Source organism: Mesorhizobium sp. WSM4906 (genome assembly GCF_029674625.1).
In the GTDB taxonomy this organism is placed as follows: Bacteria; Pseudomonadota; Alphaproteobacteria; order Rhizobiales; family Rhizobiaceae; genus Mesorhizobium.
In genome coordinates, this window is record NZ_CP121355.1 from 6,566,291 (window position 1) to 6,580,522 (window position 14,232).

Here is a 14,232-nt window from a genome sequence, read left to right on the forward strand (position 1 = left end):
GTCATCCACGGGCGGAGCGGGAGCGAAGCGGACGCGCAGACCCGAGAATCCATTCCGTAACCTCGCGCAAGGGGTAAGGACGGTGCAAGACAGGGGTCGTCCTGCATCGCTGCAACGCTCATAGGCAACGGAATGGATCCTCGGGTCTGCGCCGCGTCGCTTCGCTCCTTGCCCCGCCCGTGGATGACGAAAAGCGTTTCGGCCAACCGCCAACAAGGTCGATCTGCTACAAAGCCCGGACTATCTCTGGTTCCACCGCCGGATCACCGGCTCGGTCAGATCGTGCTCGTAGCCGAGAATGCTGAGGCTTGCGGTGTCGAGCACGAAATGGGCGCCGCCCTGAGGCAGCAGGCCGATCCAGCGCGCCGCAAGCACGCGCAGGAAATGCGAGCTCGAGAAGATGAGCACATTGCCGGCAACGGTGCGAGCCTCGGCGATGATCGCATCGGCCCTGGCGCCGACATCGGCGGCGGTCTCGCCGCCTGGGCAGCCGTCGCGAAACAGCTGCCAGCCGGAGCGTCCGGCAAGGATCTCCTTGGTCGTCACGCCTTCATAGGCGCCGTAGTCCCATTCCTGCAGGTCGGCCTTCTTCTCGGCACGCTCGCCGAAGCCGGCGAGCCGGCAGGTGTCGAGGGCGCGTTGCGACGGGCTCGACCAGACCACCGGGAAGGTCTGGTCCTTGAGACGATGGGCGACACCGCGTGCGGCCTCTTCGCCCTTCGCGGTCAGCGGAATGTCGGTGCGGCCGGTGTGCCTGCCAGACGCGCTCCATTCCGTCTCGCCATGGCGGATAAGGTAGATCTCGGGAAACGCGCTGCTCATCCGCCGCCCTCGCGGTTCAATCTCGTGCCGGCGGCACCGGCCCGCGCCACCCTATGCGGCACGCGGCAAAAAGAACAGGCCGCGGCGGAAGCCGCGGCCTGTTCTTGCGCAGGGAGGATGCCTCTTTGTTTGCGCAATTCCGGACGGAAAACCGTTGGACACTTTTCCTGGGATTGCTCCGGTTGGATCAGGCTGGCTGGAGACCGCCTGAGAGCGCAAGGTCTGCTTCTTCGGGCAGCTGGCCGGCCATGGCGGCAGCGAACTGCTTCTGGTCGAGCTCGCCTTCCCAGCGCGCCACGACGATGGTCGCAACCGCGTTGCCGACGAAGTTGGTCAGCGCGCGGCACTCCGACATGAAGCGGTCGACGCCGAGGATCAGCGCCATGCCGGCGACCGGCACCGAAGGCACGACCGACAGCGTGGCGGCCAAGGTGATGAAGCCGGCGCCGGTGATGCCGGCGGCGCCCTTGGAGCTCAGCATGGCGACCAGCAGCAGCAGGATCTGATCGCCGAAGGTGAGCGGCGTGTCGGTCGCCTGGGCGATGAAGAGCGCGGCCAGCGTCATGTAGATGTTGGTGCCGTCGAGGTTGAAGGAATAGCCGGTCGGGATGACAAGACCGACCACCGGGCGATTGCAGCCGGCCCGCTCCATCTTGGCCATCAGGCCGGGAAGCGCCGCCTCGGAAGACGAGGTGCCGAGCACCAGGAGAAGCTCTTCCTTGATGTAGCGGATCAGCGCCAGGATCGAGAAGCCGTTCCACCATGCGACGGCGCCGAGAACGACGAGCACGAAGAGCAGCGACGTCAGGTAGAAGGTGCCGATCAGGAAAGCGAGGTTGGCGATCGTGCCGATGCCGTATTTGCCGACGGTGAAGGCCATGGCGCCGAAGGCGCCGATGGGCGCGGCCTTCATCAGGATGGCGACGAGGCGGAAGATCGGCGCGGTGAGCGCCTGCAGGAAGTCGACGACCGGGCGGCCGCGCTCGCCGACGAGGGCCAGCGCCACGCCGAACAGCACCGAGAAGAACAGCACCTGCAGGATATCGCCCTGCGCGAAGGCGCCGGTGATGGTGTCGGGGATGATGTTCATCAGGAAGCCGACGATGGTGGTGTCATGCGCCTTCTCGGTGAAGGTCGCCACCTTCGAGGGGTCGAGCGTCGCCGGATTGATATGCATGCCGGCGCCGGGCTGGATGACGTTGGAGACGACCAGGCCGACGATGAGCGCCAGCGTCGAGAAGACGAGGAAATAGATCATCGCCTTGCCGGCGACGCGACCGACCTTGTGCAAGTCGGAGACGCCGGCGATGCCGGTCGCGACCGTGAGGAAGATCACCGGCGCGATCACCATCTTGACCAGCTTGATGAAGGCGTCGCCGAGCGGCTTCAGCGAGGCGCCGATGTCGGGATAGAAATGGCCGAGCAGGATGCCGGCGGCGATCGCCGCCAGGACCTGCACATAGAGATGCCGGTAAAAGGGAACCTTGCCGCGCGGCTCGGCGGCAGCGATAGCTGTCTGCATCGTATCCTCCGTTCAGCCCCGATCGAAACGCTCGACCTCCCTGGGGCAGTTGACCTCCACAGCCTCACGGCTGCTGCGGATGCAGCTGCAACAGGCGTGCCAAATTCCGTTTCGACGCGCCCGACATTGATTTTGTTCACCTTTTTCGACCGAACGACCCTCAATTCCGAGAGCCTGGTGCGACTATCCGCATAGGTTGAATTGTGCTTTGTGCGAAATCATGCACAAATGCGGCATGCTGCAACGCCCCGCCGCTGCCGTCGCCTCGACGCCCGAACTGCTCGCAAGGCGGGCGCGGCGCGCCTGGCTGCTGTTTGCAGCGGTGGCGCTTCTCATCGTGCTGGCGGCGCTCTACGGCGCCGGCCTCTACGGACGCTCGACCGAGATCGAGGCGCTGTCCACGCAAGGGCGTACCGACGCCAATCTCAAGGTCGCGCTGCTGCGCGCGGTCCTGGAAAATCCGCGCGCGCTGCCGCTGCTTTTGTCCGAAGACCAGCAGGTGCATGACGCGCTCACCGAGCGCAGCCCGGCCTCGATCGATGTGCTCAACCGCAAACTCGAAGGGCTGGTGTCCGGCACCAAGGCCTCGGTGCTCTATGTCACCGGCACGGACGGGCTGGCGATCGCCTCCAGCAACTGGCGCGAGCCGGTGAGCTTCGTCGGCAACGACTACGGTTTTCGTGCTTATTTCTCTGGTGCGATGCAATCCGGAACCGCCGAATATTTCGCGCTAGGCAATACCAGCAAGCGCCCGGGCCTCTATATTTCGCGCCGGGTCGGAAGCGCCGCCGCGCCGCTCGGCGTCGTCGTGGTCAAGATGGAGTTCGGCCAGCTCGAGGCCGACTGGCACGAGGCAAGCCGCCCCGCCTATGTCAGCGACGAGCACGGCGTGGTGCTGATCACCAGCGTGCCCTCCTGGCGCTTCATGACGACGGCGCCGCTCGGCCAGCCGGCGCTGGCCGATATCCGCGCCAGCCAGCAGTTCGGCGAGGCGCCGCTGGTGCCCTTGCCTATCACGAGGCCGCAACCGCTCAGCGCCGATGTCGCGCTGGTCCACGCCATCACGCCTGGCGGCAGCGACGCGGAGTATCTGCGGCTGTCCACGGCCGTGCCCTCGACGCCGTGGCGGCTCGACTATCTCGTTCCGGCGGAGGCGCCCGTCGCCTCGGCCCAGCGCGAAATGCGCTTGCTTGCGCTCGGCGTCCTCGTCCCGCTCCTCGCCTTGGGCGCCTATCTGCTGTGGCGCCGGCAATCCGCCCAGATGCGAATCGCCGCGGAACAGGCGGCACGCGCCGAGCTCGAGCGCCGCGTCGTCGAGCGCACGCAGGACCTCAGCCTTGCGCGCGACCGGCTGCAGGCCGAGATCGCCGATCATCGCAGCACCGAAGCCAAGCTGCAGGTGATGCAGCAGGAGCTGGTGCAGGCCAACCGGCTTGCGACCCTTGGCCAGGTTGCCGCGGGCGTCGCGCATGAGATCAACCAGCCGGTGGCGACGATCCGCGCCTATGCCGACAATGCGCGTGTCTTCCTGGAGCGCAGGCAGACGGCGCCGGCGGAAGAGAATCTCGGCGCCATCGCCGCGCTGACCGAGCGCATCGGAACCATCACCGAGGAGCTGAAAGCCTTCGCCCGCAAGGGCCGCACGGCGCCCGAGCCGGTCGAACTGCGCAGTGTCATCGAAGGCGCGGTCGTGCTGCTCAGGAGCCGTTTTGCCGGGCGGCTGGACGCGCTGGCGATCACGCTGCCGCCGCGGACGCTGAAAGTGATGGGCAATCGGCTGCGGCTGGAGCAAGTGTTGATCAACCTGTTCCAGAACGCTCTGGAAGCGCTCGAAGGCCGCGACGACGCGCGGGTTGAAGTGTCCGCTTCAGAAGCGTCCGGCGAGGTGGCGCTGGTGGTGTCGGACAACGGGCCGGGCATCCCGACGGCGATCCTGAAGTCGCTGTTCACGCCCTTCAACACCTCGAAGGAAAAGGGGATTGGCCTCGGCCTCGTCATCTCCAAGGATATCGTCGCCGACTATGGCGGACGCATCGAGGTGGCGAGCAGCGGCATCGGCACCCGCTTCACTATCCATCTCTCGAAGGCTGGCCCGACATGACAGACGGCAATCCGGTCATCCTGATCGATGACGACGGCGATCTCCTGAAGGCGACGAAGCAGACGCTGGAACTCGCCGGTTTTGCCGTCTCGGCCTTCTCCTCGGCAAGCGAGGCACTTGCCGGCCTCGATACCGGCTTTGCCGGCGTCGTGGTGTCAGATATCCGCATGCCCGAAATGGATGGCCTGCAGCTCTTCGACCGTGTGGTCGACCTCGATCCGGATATTCCCGTCATCCTCGTCACCGGCCATGGCGACATCGCCATGGCGGTCAAGGCGATCAAGGATGGCGCCTATGATTTCATCACCAAGCCCTTCGCCGCCGACCGGCTGGCGCAAAGTGTATGGCGCGCGGCGGAGAAGCGCCGCCTGGTGATGGAAAACCGCGCCTTGCGCGAGGCGGCCGAGCAGGCGCAGGAGGGATTGCCGCTGATCGGCCAGACGCCGGCGATGGAGCGGCTGCGCCGCACTCTGAGGCAGATCGCCGACACCGATGTCGACGTGCTGGTGACCGGCGAGACCGGCTCCGGCAAGGAGGTGGTGGCGAACCTGCTGCACCGCTGGAGCCGCCGCGCCAAAGGCAATTTCGTCGCGCTCAATTGCGGCACGCTGCCGGAGACCGTGATCGAAAGCGAATTGTTCGGCCACGAGGCGGGCGCCTTTACCGGCGCCCAGAAGAAGCGCGTCGGCCGCATCGAGCATTCGAGCGGCGGCACGCTGTTTCTCGACGAGATCGAGAGCATGCCGCCTTCGACGCAGGTGCAGATGCTGCGCGTGCTGGAAATGCGCGAGGTGACGCCGCTCGGCACCAACGAGGTCCGGCCGGTCGACCTGCGCGTCGTTGCCGCGGCCAAGGTCGATCTCGGCGATCCAGGCCAGCGCGGCGCCTTCCGCGAGGACCTCTACTATCGGCTCAATGTCGTGACGCTCTCGATCCCGCCACTGCGCGAGCGCCGGGACGACGTGCCGCTTCTGTTCGGCTATTTCGCGGAGCGCGCCGCGGCCCGCTTTCACCGCCCGGTGCCCGCGGCGCCGGCTGCCGTCCAGCATCATCTTAAGGAACATGATTGGCCGGGCAATGTCCGCGAGCTCGCCCATTTCGCCGAGCGCTTCGTGCTCGGATTGGAGGAGATCGACGGCAGCCCTTCCCCTCAGCCAAGCGATTCGGACGCCGCCATGCCCTTGCCGGAACGGCTCGAACGCTACGAGGCCGAGATCATCCGCGAGACACTTGGTCGCAACGACGGCGACGTCCGGCGCACGATCGAGGCGCTCGGCATCCCGCGCAAGACCTTCTACGACAAGCTGCAGCGGCACGGCATCGTGCGCAGCGATTTTTCCAGATAGATCAAGCTTGTGGAACCCGATCGAACCCCAGACCGTTGAGCCTGTCCAGGAAACCGTGGCACGTTGGCACCAGCCGTACGGCGAACGCATGACCGCGATGGCGTTGCCGGTTGCCATTGGCAAGCGTTGATGGTTTGTTGCCGCTCAGCGGAGAACGAATGATGCGCGAATCCCTCGGTCAAGACGAATACGGCTCGGCCAGCCCCTTCGATCCGGACGATCTGCCGAATCTCAACGCCATGGGGCCGGCGATGGGCAGCGGCAACGATTTCGAGAAATACGCCGTTGCCGTCATCATCGTGTTCGGCGCGCTGATCATCGGCGGGCTGATGGCCGCCTCCATGACCTTCGGCCACCGCAACGGCTTCCTGTTCGCGCTCGGCGGCGCCACTTCGGCCTGGATTTCGGGCAATGCGCTGCTGCTCGACCGGCCGCGCATCTATGCGCTGTTCGTCGGCATCGCCGCCGTGCTGCTGATCGCCTCGACCATCACGCTCGTGGCTTAAGACATCAGCCTAGAGCGGTTCAGCGTTCGATAGAATCGCCAAACCGCTCTAACTCTTTGTTTTTACGGAAAACCGCTGCGCACTTTTCCTGGAATTGCTCTAATAGCCCAGCGCCTCGCCGGAAGCGGCGCGGCTGTCGATGGCGCCGTTGTAGCGGGCGCCGCCGCCCTTCTCGATTTCGCCCAAGCTCTTGCCGCCAACCAATATGCCGGCCGCCTGCCCCCATGTCTGGTCGCTGAGATCGAGATGGTAACCCATGCCGGCAAGCAGCCTTTCGGTGTCGGGCGAAAGCCCGAAAGGCTCGACATAGACGGTGTCGGGCAGCCATTGATGGTGGATGCGCGGCGCGTCGATCGCCTCCTGGATGTTCATGCCGTGATCGATGACGTTGACGATCGCCTCCAGCGTGATGGTGATGATGCGCGAGCCGCCCGGGCTGCCGATGACCATGAACGGCTTGCCGTCCTTGGTCACGATCGTCGGGCTCATCGAGGATAAAGGCGTCTTCTTCGGCTGGATGGCGTTGGCCTCGCCCTGGACCAGGCCGTAGAGGTTGGGTACGCCGGGCTTCTGGGTGAAATCGTCCATCTCGTTGTTGAGCAGGATGCCGGTGCCGTCGGCGACGACGCCGGCGCCGAAGGAGCCGTTGAGCGTATAGGTGACCGCGACCGCGTTGCCGTCCTTGTCGATGATCGAATAATGCGTCGTTTCCTTGCTCTCGCCGAATCCCTTCGGCATCAGGTCCTTCGACACGCCGGCGCGGAAGGGATCGATCTTGCCGCGGATCTCCTTGGCGTAGCCCTTGTCGAGCAGCTTCGAGACCGGATTGTCGACGAAATCCGGATCGCCCAGCGCCGAGTTGCGGTCGACATAGGCATGGCGCATGGCCTCCACCATGACATGGACGGTCTCGGCCGACCCTGCCCCAAGATAGGAGAGCGGGTAACCTTCCAGGATGTTGAGTATCTCGCAGATGATGAGACCGCCGGAGCTCGGCGGCGGCGAGGAAATGATCTCGTAGCCGCGGTAGGAACAGGTCACGGGTTTCAGCTCGCGCACCGCATATTGCTCGAAATCGCCCTTGGCGAGGACGCCGCCCTTGGCGCCGCTCGCCTTGACGATCGCGTCGGCAATGGCGCCCTTGTAGAAGGCGTCTGGCCCTTTTTCCGAGATCGCCGAAAGCGAGGCGGCGAGGTCCGGCTGGGTGAGCCGCTCGCCGATCCCGTAGGGCTTGCCGTCGGGCTTGAGGAAGATTGCGGCCGCCGCCGGATCCTTGGCCAGCCGGGCGGCGCTGCCGGCGAAGGAAGCCGCGTCGCCCTGGTCGAGGACGAAGCCGTCCTTGGCGTAGGCAATCGCCGGCGCCATCAGATCCTGCCTGGGCAAGGTTCCGTATTTCCCGCGCGCCATCTCGAAGCCGGCGACCGAGCCCGGCACGCCGACAGCCAGATAGCCGTCGAGGCTGGCGCCTTTTATCGGCTTGCCGTCCTTGTCGAGATACATGGTCCTGGTTGCGGCAAGCGGGGCGCGCTCGCGGAAGTCGATGAAGGTCGAGCGGCCGTCCTTCAACCGGATGGTCATGAAACCGCCGCCGCCGATATTGCCGGCGCTGGGATAGACGACGGCCAAAGCATAGCCGACCGCGACAGCGGCATCGACGGCGTTGCCGCCCTTCTTCAGCACCTCGACACCGACTTCGGTGGCGAGGTGCTGGGCGGTCACCACCATGCCGTGCTCGCCCTTGGCCGGGGCGGGCGAGGCAGGGAAGAGGGTCGTTGTCGCGGTTAAGGTGAGAGTGAACGAGAGGCTGACGGCGATCAGCGTCCGGCGGGTGAGATGCATGGCGGGGCTCCGGAGGCGTGGGGACGTCTAGGAAAGACTTTCGGAGCGCGTTAGTCCAATAACAATTGAAGTAGTCTGAGAGGGACCCTCATTCGGCCCCTGCTTCGGTCGCTGTCCGAAGGATCGGAAAGTATCCGAGGTCGGCGCCGCCCCTCATCGCCCTGCCGGGCACTTCTCCCCGTATAGTGACGGGGAGAAGGGGCGCTCTCATCGGTGATTTCGCTAATCGTCGGCGCAGCAGAACAGGCGCCGAGGTCGCGGGCAGCCCCCTTCTCCCCGTGCACGGGGAGAAGGTGCCGGCAGGCGGATGAGGGGCAGCGCCGACGCCGACAGTTATCGAGGTCTAGTGAAGCGATCCTCGATTCGGTTTCACACAATCCCGCCGCCACCACTGGCAACCGCCGGTCGCTCCGCCGCCACCTTGGCCCGGTAGCCGGCCTCGCGATAGGCCGCGACCGGATCGACGGCGCCGCCGGTTCTGAGCCGCGCCATGGCAAGGATCGGCTCGACATCGGTGCGGTAGGCGGCTTTCAGAGTCTGTGTCGCCATCAGCGCGTCGTTCGCCTCCTGGAAGCCTTCGAGCGCGTTGCGGTCGACCAGCAGCGCCTGCGCATAGGCACGCTGCACCTCGACCGCAGACAGCATCAGGCTTTCGATCGGGTCGGTGACGTTGTGGCTCTGGTCGAGCATATGCGCGGGGTTGAACCCTTTGGCGCCGGACAGCTCGGCATCGACCAGCTCGTTGAAGACCAGGAACAGCCGGTAGGGATCGATCGAGCCGGCATCGAGATCGTCATCGCCATATTTGGAATCGTTGAAGTGGAAGCCGCCGAGCTTGCCGAACTGGATCAGCCGCGACACGATCATCTCGATGTTGACGTTGGGCGCGTGGTGGCCGAGGTCGACCAGGCAGAAGGCCTTTTCGCCGAGCTCCTTGGCGATGATGTAGTTGGTGCCCCAGTCCTGCACGACCGTCGAATAGAAGGCCGGCTCGTACATCTTGTGCTCGGTGAACAGCCGCCAGTCGTCAGGCAGACCGGCATAGATCTCGCGCATGGCGTCGAGATAGCGCTCGAAGGCTTTCGCGAAATTGACCTGGCCGGGGAAGTTCGAGCCGTCGCCGATCCACACCGTCAGCGCCTTCGAGCCAAGCGTCCTGCCGATCTCGATGCATTCAAGATTGTGCTCTACCGCCTGGCGGCGGGTGCCGGCATCGGCATGGGAGAGCGAGCCGAACTTGTAGGAGAGCTTCTGGTCCTTGGCATCGGAGAAGGTGTTGGAGTTCATGGCGTCGAAGCCGAGGCCGAAGCGGGAGGCGGCCTGCTTCAGCCGGTTCGGATCGGCCTTGTCCCACGGAATGTGCAGCGAGACCGTCGGCGTCGCCTGAGTAAGCTGGCGGATGACGGCGCAGTCCTCGATCTTGTCGAATATGTCGCGCGGCTCGCCGGCGCCGGGAAAGCGGGCAAAGCGCGTGCCGCCGGTGCCGACGCCCCAGGACGGGATCGCAACGCCGAATTTCTCGACCTTGTCGCGGATGGCGTCGATGGCGATGCCGTGCCGGTCGAGGCGCTCGCCGAGCGAGGCGTAGTCGCGCTCGAGGTCGGATTTGCGGGCGGCGTTGTGCTTGGCGACAAGGTCGGCGGAAATGATCTGTTCGGGCATTTTATCCTCCCCAATATTCGTCGGCGCCGCCCCTCATCCGCCTGCCGGCACCTTCTCCCCGTATAGTGACGGGGAGAAGGGACGCGCTCCAACGCCGGCGCCCCCTCTCCCCGTCCTTACGGGGAGAGGGTAAGGGTGAGGGGCGGCGCCAGCTTTGACAAGTTAGCGCGTAAAGCTCTGCGCGTTGCCGGCGTCGACATTGATGATGTTGCCGGTCGATTTGGCCGACATGTCGGAGGCGAAGAAATAGATCGCTTCGGCAATGTCTTCCGGGAACACCGAGCGCTTCAGCATCGAGCGCGAGCGGTAATGCTCCTCGAGGTCGTCGGTCGACATCTTGTAGGCGGCGGCGCGCTGCTCCTTCCACTCGCCGCTCCAGATCTTGGAGCCGCGCAGCACGGCGTCCGGATTGACGACGTTGACCCTGATCTGCGCTTCCGCCCCTTCCAGCGCCAGGCAGCGCGCGAGATGAATCTCGGCCGCCTTGGCGGTGCAATAAGCGGCGGCGTTGGGCGACGCGGCCAAGCCGTTCTTGGATGCGACGAAGACGACATTGCCGCCGATCTTCTGGGCGCGGAACAGTCGGAAAGCCTCGCGCGAGACGAGGAAATAGCCGGTCGACAGGATGTCCATATTCCTGTTCCACAGCGCCAGCGTCGTCCCCTCGATCGGCGCCGAGGAGGCGAGGCCGGCATTGGAGACCAGGATGTCGACGCCGCCGAATTCGACCGCGGTCTCGGCGAAGCCGGATGCAACCTGTTCCTCGGAGGTCACGTCGATCCGCACCGGACGGACGAAGTCTTTTCCGTAGGCCTTCGACAGCTCTTCGTTGGCACCGGCGAGCGCCGCTTCGTCGATATCGGCCAGCACTACGCAGGCGCCCTCGCGCAGCAGCCGGTTGGCGGTGGCGCGGCCGATGCCGCCGGCGCCGCCGGTGACCAGCGCGATCTGTCCCACCAGCGCCTTCGGCTTCGGCAGGCGCTGCAGCTTGGCTTCCTCCAGCTGCCAGTATTCGATGTCGAAGGCTTCCTGCGCCGGCAGGCCGACATAGGAGGAGACGGTCGAAGCGCCGCGCATGACGTTGATGGCGTTGACGTAGAACTCGCCCGAGATGCGGGCGGTCGCCTTGTCGCCAGCGAAGGTGAACATGCCGACGCCGGGCATCAGATAGACGACGGCATTGGGATCGCGAATGGCGGGCGAGTCTGCATGCTTGCAGGCGTCGTAGTAAGCCTGGTAGCCGATGCGATATTCGGCAATGTCGTCGGCGAGGCGCGCTATGACGGCATCGACATCCGGCTTTGCCGGATCGAACTCGATCACCAGCGGGCGGATCTTGGTGCGCAGGAAATGGTCCGGGCAGGAGGTGCCGAGGGCCGCCAGCGGCCGCAGGTCCTTGGAATTGACGAATTCGAGCACCGCCGGCTGATCGTCGAAATGGCCGAGCTTGTGGCTCTTTTCCGAGATCAGGCCGCGGATCCGCGGCATCAGCTTCGCGGCGATGGCCCGGCGCGCCGGTGCGTCGAGCGACTTCACCGCCTCGCCGCCGAAGACGGCCACCCCTTCCGACCGACGCTCGAACCACTCGATCGCCTGGTTGATCACCGAGATCGTCGTCTCGTAGCACTCCTTCGGCGTGTCACCCCAGGTGAACAGTCCGTGGCTTTCCAGAACCACGCCTTTGGCATCCGGGTTTTCAAGGCAAAATTTCTCCAGCCAGAGGCCGAGCTCGAAGCCCGGCCGCTTCCACGGCAGCCAGCCGATGACATCGCCGAAGATTTCTTGCGTGATCGCCTTGGAATCCTTCGCCGCGGCAATGGCGATGATGGCGTCGGGATGCATGTGGTCGACATGAGGCTTTGGCACGAAGGCGTGCAGCGGCGTGTCGATCGAGGCCGCGCGCGGATTGAGGTTGAAGGTGCAGTGGGGCAGATAGCCCACCATCTTGTCCTCGTGCTCGACGCCGCGGTAGAGCCCCTTAATGGCGCGCAGCTTGTCCATGTAGAGGGTGGCGAAGCCGTCGAGCTTGATCGAGGCGCTGTCGCCGCCCGAGCCCTTGACCCACAGAACCTCGACGTCCTCGCCGGTGAGCGGATCCTTCTGCCAGACCTTGGACGAGGTGTTGCCGCCGCCGTAATTGGTGACGCGCTTGTCTGAGCCCAGCGTGTTCGAGCGATAGACCAGAAGCTCGGGACCGCTCATCCCTTCGGCCGTTGCATCGTCCCACAGATTGGCGAGGCGCGAGCCGGAGCGCTTGTCGAGCATAGGTAACCTCCCTTTGGAGCACGAACGGCGCGCTCCTCTTTTCGTCGGGAATGTCTACGCAAGCGGGCTGCTTGTCAATCACAAACGATCAAGTTCGATCATATTGCACTGCACAATGAAAATATATGATCGGAAATGATTGACACTGCGCGTTTTGAGTGCCTAGATGCACATGCAGGGAGGAACCATGCACGAAAAAGAACGCCACAGGATCATTCTGTCCGCCGTCCAGGAAAAGCCCGTGGTGACGGTGCAGGAAATGGTCGAGCTGACGGACTCCTCCGAGGCGACGATCCGCCGCGACATCGCGGCCCTGCATGTGCAAAAGCGGCTGCGCCGGGTGCGCGGCGGCGCCGAGGCGATCTCGCCGCCGCAGTTCATCGGCCTGGCCGGCCGACCCTTCTCGGTCAACGAGACGCTGAACGCCGCGCAGAAGCGGGCGATCGCGCGGGAAGCGGTGAACCTGTGCAAGGACGGCGAGCCGATCATCATCAATGGCGGCACCACCACCTTCCAGATGGTGCATTTCCTGACCGGGCGCCGCATGCCGATCTTCACCAACTCCTTCCCGATCGCCGAGCACCTGCTTAAGCACTCGAAGAACACGGTGATGCTGTCGGGCGGTACGATCTACCGCGAGCAGAACATCATCCTGTCGCCCTTCGACAACGACGTGACGCGCAATTTCTACGCGCGCCGCATGTTCATGGGCGCTCAAGGCTTAGGACCGCTCGGGCTGATGGAAGGCGACCCGCTGCTGATCCAAGCCGAGCAGAAGCTGATAGACCAGGCCGACGAGCTGGTGGTGCTGGTCGACTCCTCGAAGTTCCGCAAGCGCTCCAGCCTGATCCTGTGCGGGCTGTCGCGCATCGCGACCGTAATCACCGACGACGGCATCGAAGACCGAGAAGCCAAGATGCTGGAGACAGCAGGCGTGGCGCTGATCGTCGCCAGCAAACAGTCAAGCGACAAGGAAGAATCTTCACTGCAGGCCTGAGGGAAACTTGCGCCCGCAGCGGCGATGGAATGCAACGCTCAAGGGAGGATATTCGATGAGCTTTTTGAAGAAACTGCTGGTAACGGCGGCCTTTTCCGCCGCCATGTTCGTGAATGCCGCCTATGCCGAGAACGTCAAGATCGCGCTGGTGGTGAAGTCGCTCGGCAACGGCTTTTTCGACGCCGCCAACAAGGGCGCCGAGGAAGCGGCCAAGGAACTGGGCGATGTTACCGTCATCTACACCGGCCCGACCAAGGCGACGGCGGAAGCGCAGATCGAGGTGATCAACTCGCTGATCGCGCAGAAGGTCAACGCGATCGCGGTTTCGGCCAATGACGCCGACGCGCTGGTGCCGGTGCTGAAGAAGGCGATGGATCGCGGCATCACCGTGATCTCGTGGGATTCGGGCGTCGCCAAGGAAGGCCGCCAGCTCCACCTCAACCCGTCCGACACCAACCTGATCGGCGAGACGATCATCAAGCTCGCCGCCGACTATCTGCCGGAAGGCGGCGATGTCGCCATCCTGTCGGCCTCCTCGACTGCTACCAACCAGAACTCCTGGATCGAGGCGGCCAAGAAGGTGCTGCCGGAGAAGTTCCCGAAGATCAAGCTGGTCGCCACCGTCTACGGCGATGACGACTCGGCCAAGAGCACCGACGAAGCCAAGGGACTGCTGAAGTCCTATCCGAACCTCAAGGCGATCATCGCGCCGACCACGGTGGGTGTCGTTGCGGCTGCGCAGGTGGTGACCGACGAAGGCCTGATCGGCAAGATCAACGTCACCGGTCTCGCCCTGCCGTCGGAGTTCAAGAAGTTCATCGACAACGGCGCATCCCAAGCGGTGGCGCTGTGGAACCCGATCGATCTCGGCTACTCGGCGATCTATCTCGCGCATGACCTGGCGGTGAAGAAGGAAGAGGCCAAGCCCGGCGCCACGCTGTCGATCGGCCGCGTCGGCAAGGTGACGCTCGACGACACCAACTCGGCTGCGATGGCTCCGCCCTTCCAGTTCGACAAGACCAACATCGAGAAGTTCTCCAAGATCTATTGATCTCGGACTGACGGCGCTGCCCCCTCATCCGGCCGCTTCGCGGCCACCTTCTCCCCGGTGGGGAGAAGAGCCTGGAGCCAAGCTCGCAAACCTCCTCTCCCCTCGGGGAGAGGTCGACCGA

Annotated in this window: 10 protein-coding genes; 5 read left to right on the forward strand and 5 right to left on the reverse strand. The window is 64.7% G+C overall.

From position 1 onward, the window contains the following. Window positions 1-240: 240 nt before the first annotated feature. Together QAZ22_RS31695 and QAZ22_RS31700 are read right to left on the reverse strand one after the other, a co-directional pair. Entirely contained in the window at window positions 241-822 is a 582-nt protein-coding gene (locus tag QAZ22_RS31695) for a histidine phosphatase family protein (RefSeq protein WP_278204827.1), read from the reverse strand. A gap of 187 nt (window positions 823-1,009) precedes the next feature. Then, a complete protein-coding gene (locus QAZ22_RS31700) occupies window positions 1,010-2,344 on the reverse strand; it encodes a dicarboxylate/amino acid:cation symporter (protein WP_278204828.1) in 1,335 nt (444 codons plus the stop codon). Window positions 2,345-2,579: 235 nt separating this feature from the next. Between QAZ22_RS31700 and QAZ22_RS31705 the strand changes: the two genes are divergently transcribed. The 3 genes from QAZ22_RS31705 to QAZ22_RS31715 all read left to right on the forward strand — a co-directional run bounded on the left by QAZ22_RS31705 (window position 2,580) and on the right by QAZ22_RS31715 (window position 6,297). Then, window positions 2,580-4,445, forward strand: a complete 1,866-nt coding sequence (locus QAZ22_RS31705; RefSeq protein ID WP_278204829.1) for a sensor histidine kinase — start codon at window positions 2,580-2,582, stop codon at window positions 4,443-4,445. Continuing rightward, window positions 4,442-5,791: a sigma-54 dependent transcriptional regulator gene (locus QAZ22_RS31710; RefSeq protein ID WP_278204830.1), complete on the forward strand. Its 1,350-nt coding sequence runs from the start codon at window positions 4,442-4,444 to the stop codon at window positions 5,789-5,791. The genes QAZ22_RS31705 and QAZ22_RS31710 overlap by 4 nt, the downstream gene beginning before the upstream one ends. Before the next feature lie 158 nt (window positions 5,792-5,949). Next, window positions 5,950-6,297: a hypothetical protein gene (locus tag QAZ22_RS31715; RefSeq protein ID WP_278075571.1), complete on the forward strand. Its 348-nt coding sequence runs from the start codon at window positions 5,950-5,952 to the stop codon at window positions 6,295-6,297. Window positions 6,298-6,396: 99 nt separating this feature from the next. Here the strand turns inward: QAZ22_RS31715 and ggt are convergent, their stop codons facing one another. From ggt to QAZ22_RS31730, 3 genes are all read right to left on the reverse strand, one after another. After that, window positions 6,397-8,136, reverse strand: a complete 1,740-nt coding sequence (gene ggt, locus QAZ22_RS31720; RefSeq protein ID WP_278204832.1) for a gamma-glutamyltransferase — start codon at window positions 8,134-8,136, stop codon at window positions 6,397-6,399. Between the two features lie 369 nt (window positions 8,137-8,505). Beyond that, window positions 8,506-9,798, reverse strand: coding sequence for an L-rhamnose catabolism isomerase (gene rhaI / locus QAZ22_RS31725; RefSeq protein ID WP_278204833.1), 1,293 nt, complete (start codon window positions 9,796-9,798; stop codon window positions 8,506-8,508). 162 nt (window positions 9,799-9,960) lie between these two features. Then, window positions 9,961-12,063, reverse strand: a complete 2,103-nt coding sequence (locus QAZ22_RS31730) for a bifunctional rhamnulose-1-phosphate aldolase/short-chain dehydrogenase (protein WP_278204834.1) — start codon at window positions 12,061-12,063, stop codon at window positions 9,961-9,963. Window positions 12,064-12,250: 187 nt separating this feature from the next. Between QAZ22_RS31730 and QAZ22_RS31735 the strand changes: the two genes are divergently transcribed. Beyond that, a complete protein-coding gene (locus tag QAZ22_RS31735) occupies window positions 12,251-13,060 on the forward strand; it encodes a DeoR/GlpR family DNA-binding transcription regulator (RefSeq protein WP_278075575.1) in 810 nt (269 codons plus the stop codon). A 55-nt stretch (window positions 13,061-13,115) separates the two neighbouring features. Further along, the gene (gene rhaS, locus QAZ22_RS31740) at window positions 13,116-14,111 is read left to right on the forward strand and encodes a rhamnose ABC transporter substrate-binding protein (protein WP_278204835.1); all 996 of its coding nucleotides are present in this window, start codon (window positions 13,116-13,118) and stop codon (window positions 14,109-14,111) included. The last annotated feature ends 121 nt before the right edge of the window (window positions 14,112-14,232 follow it).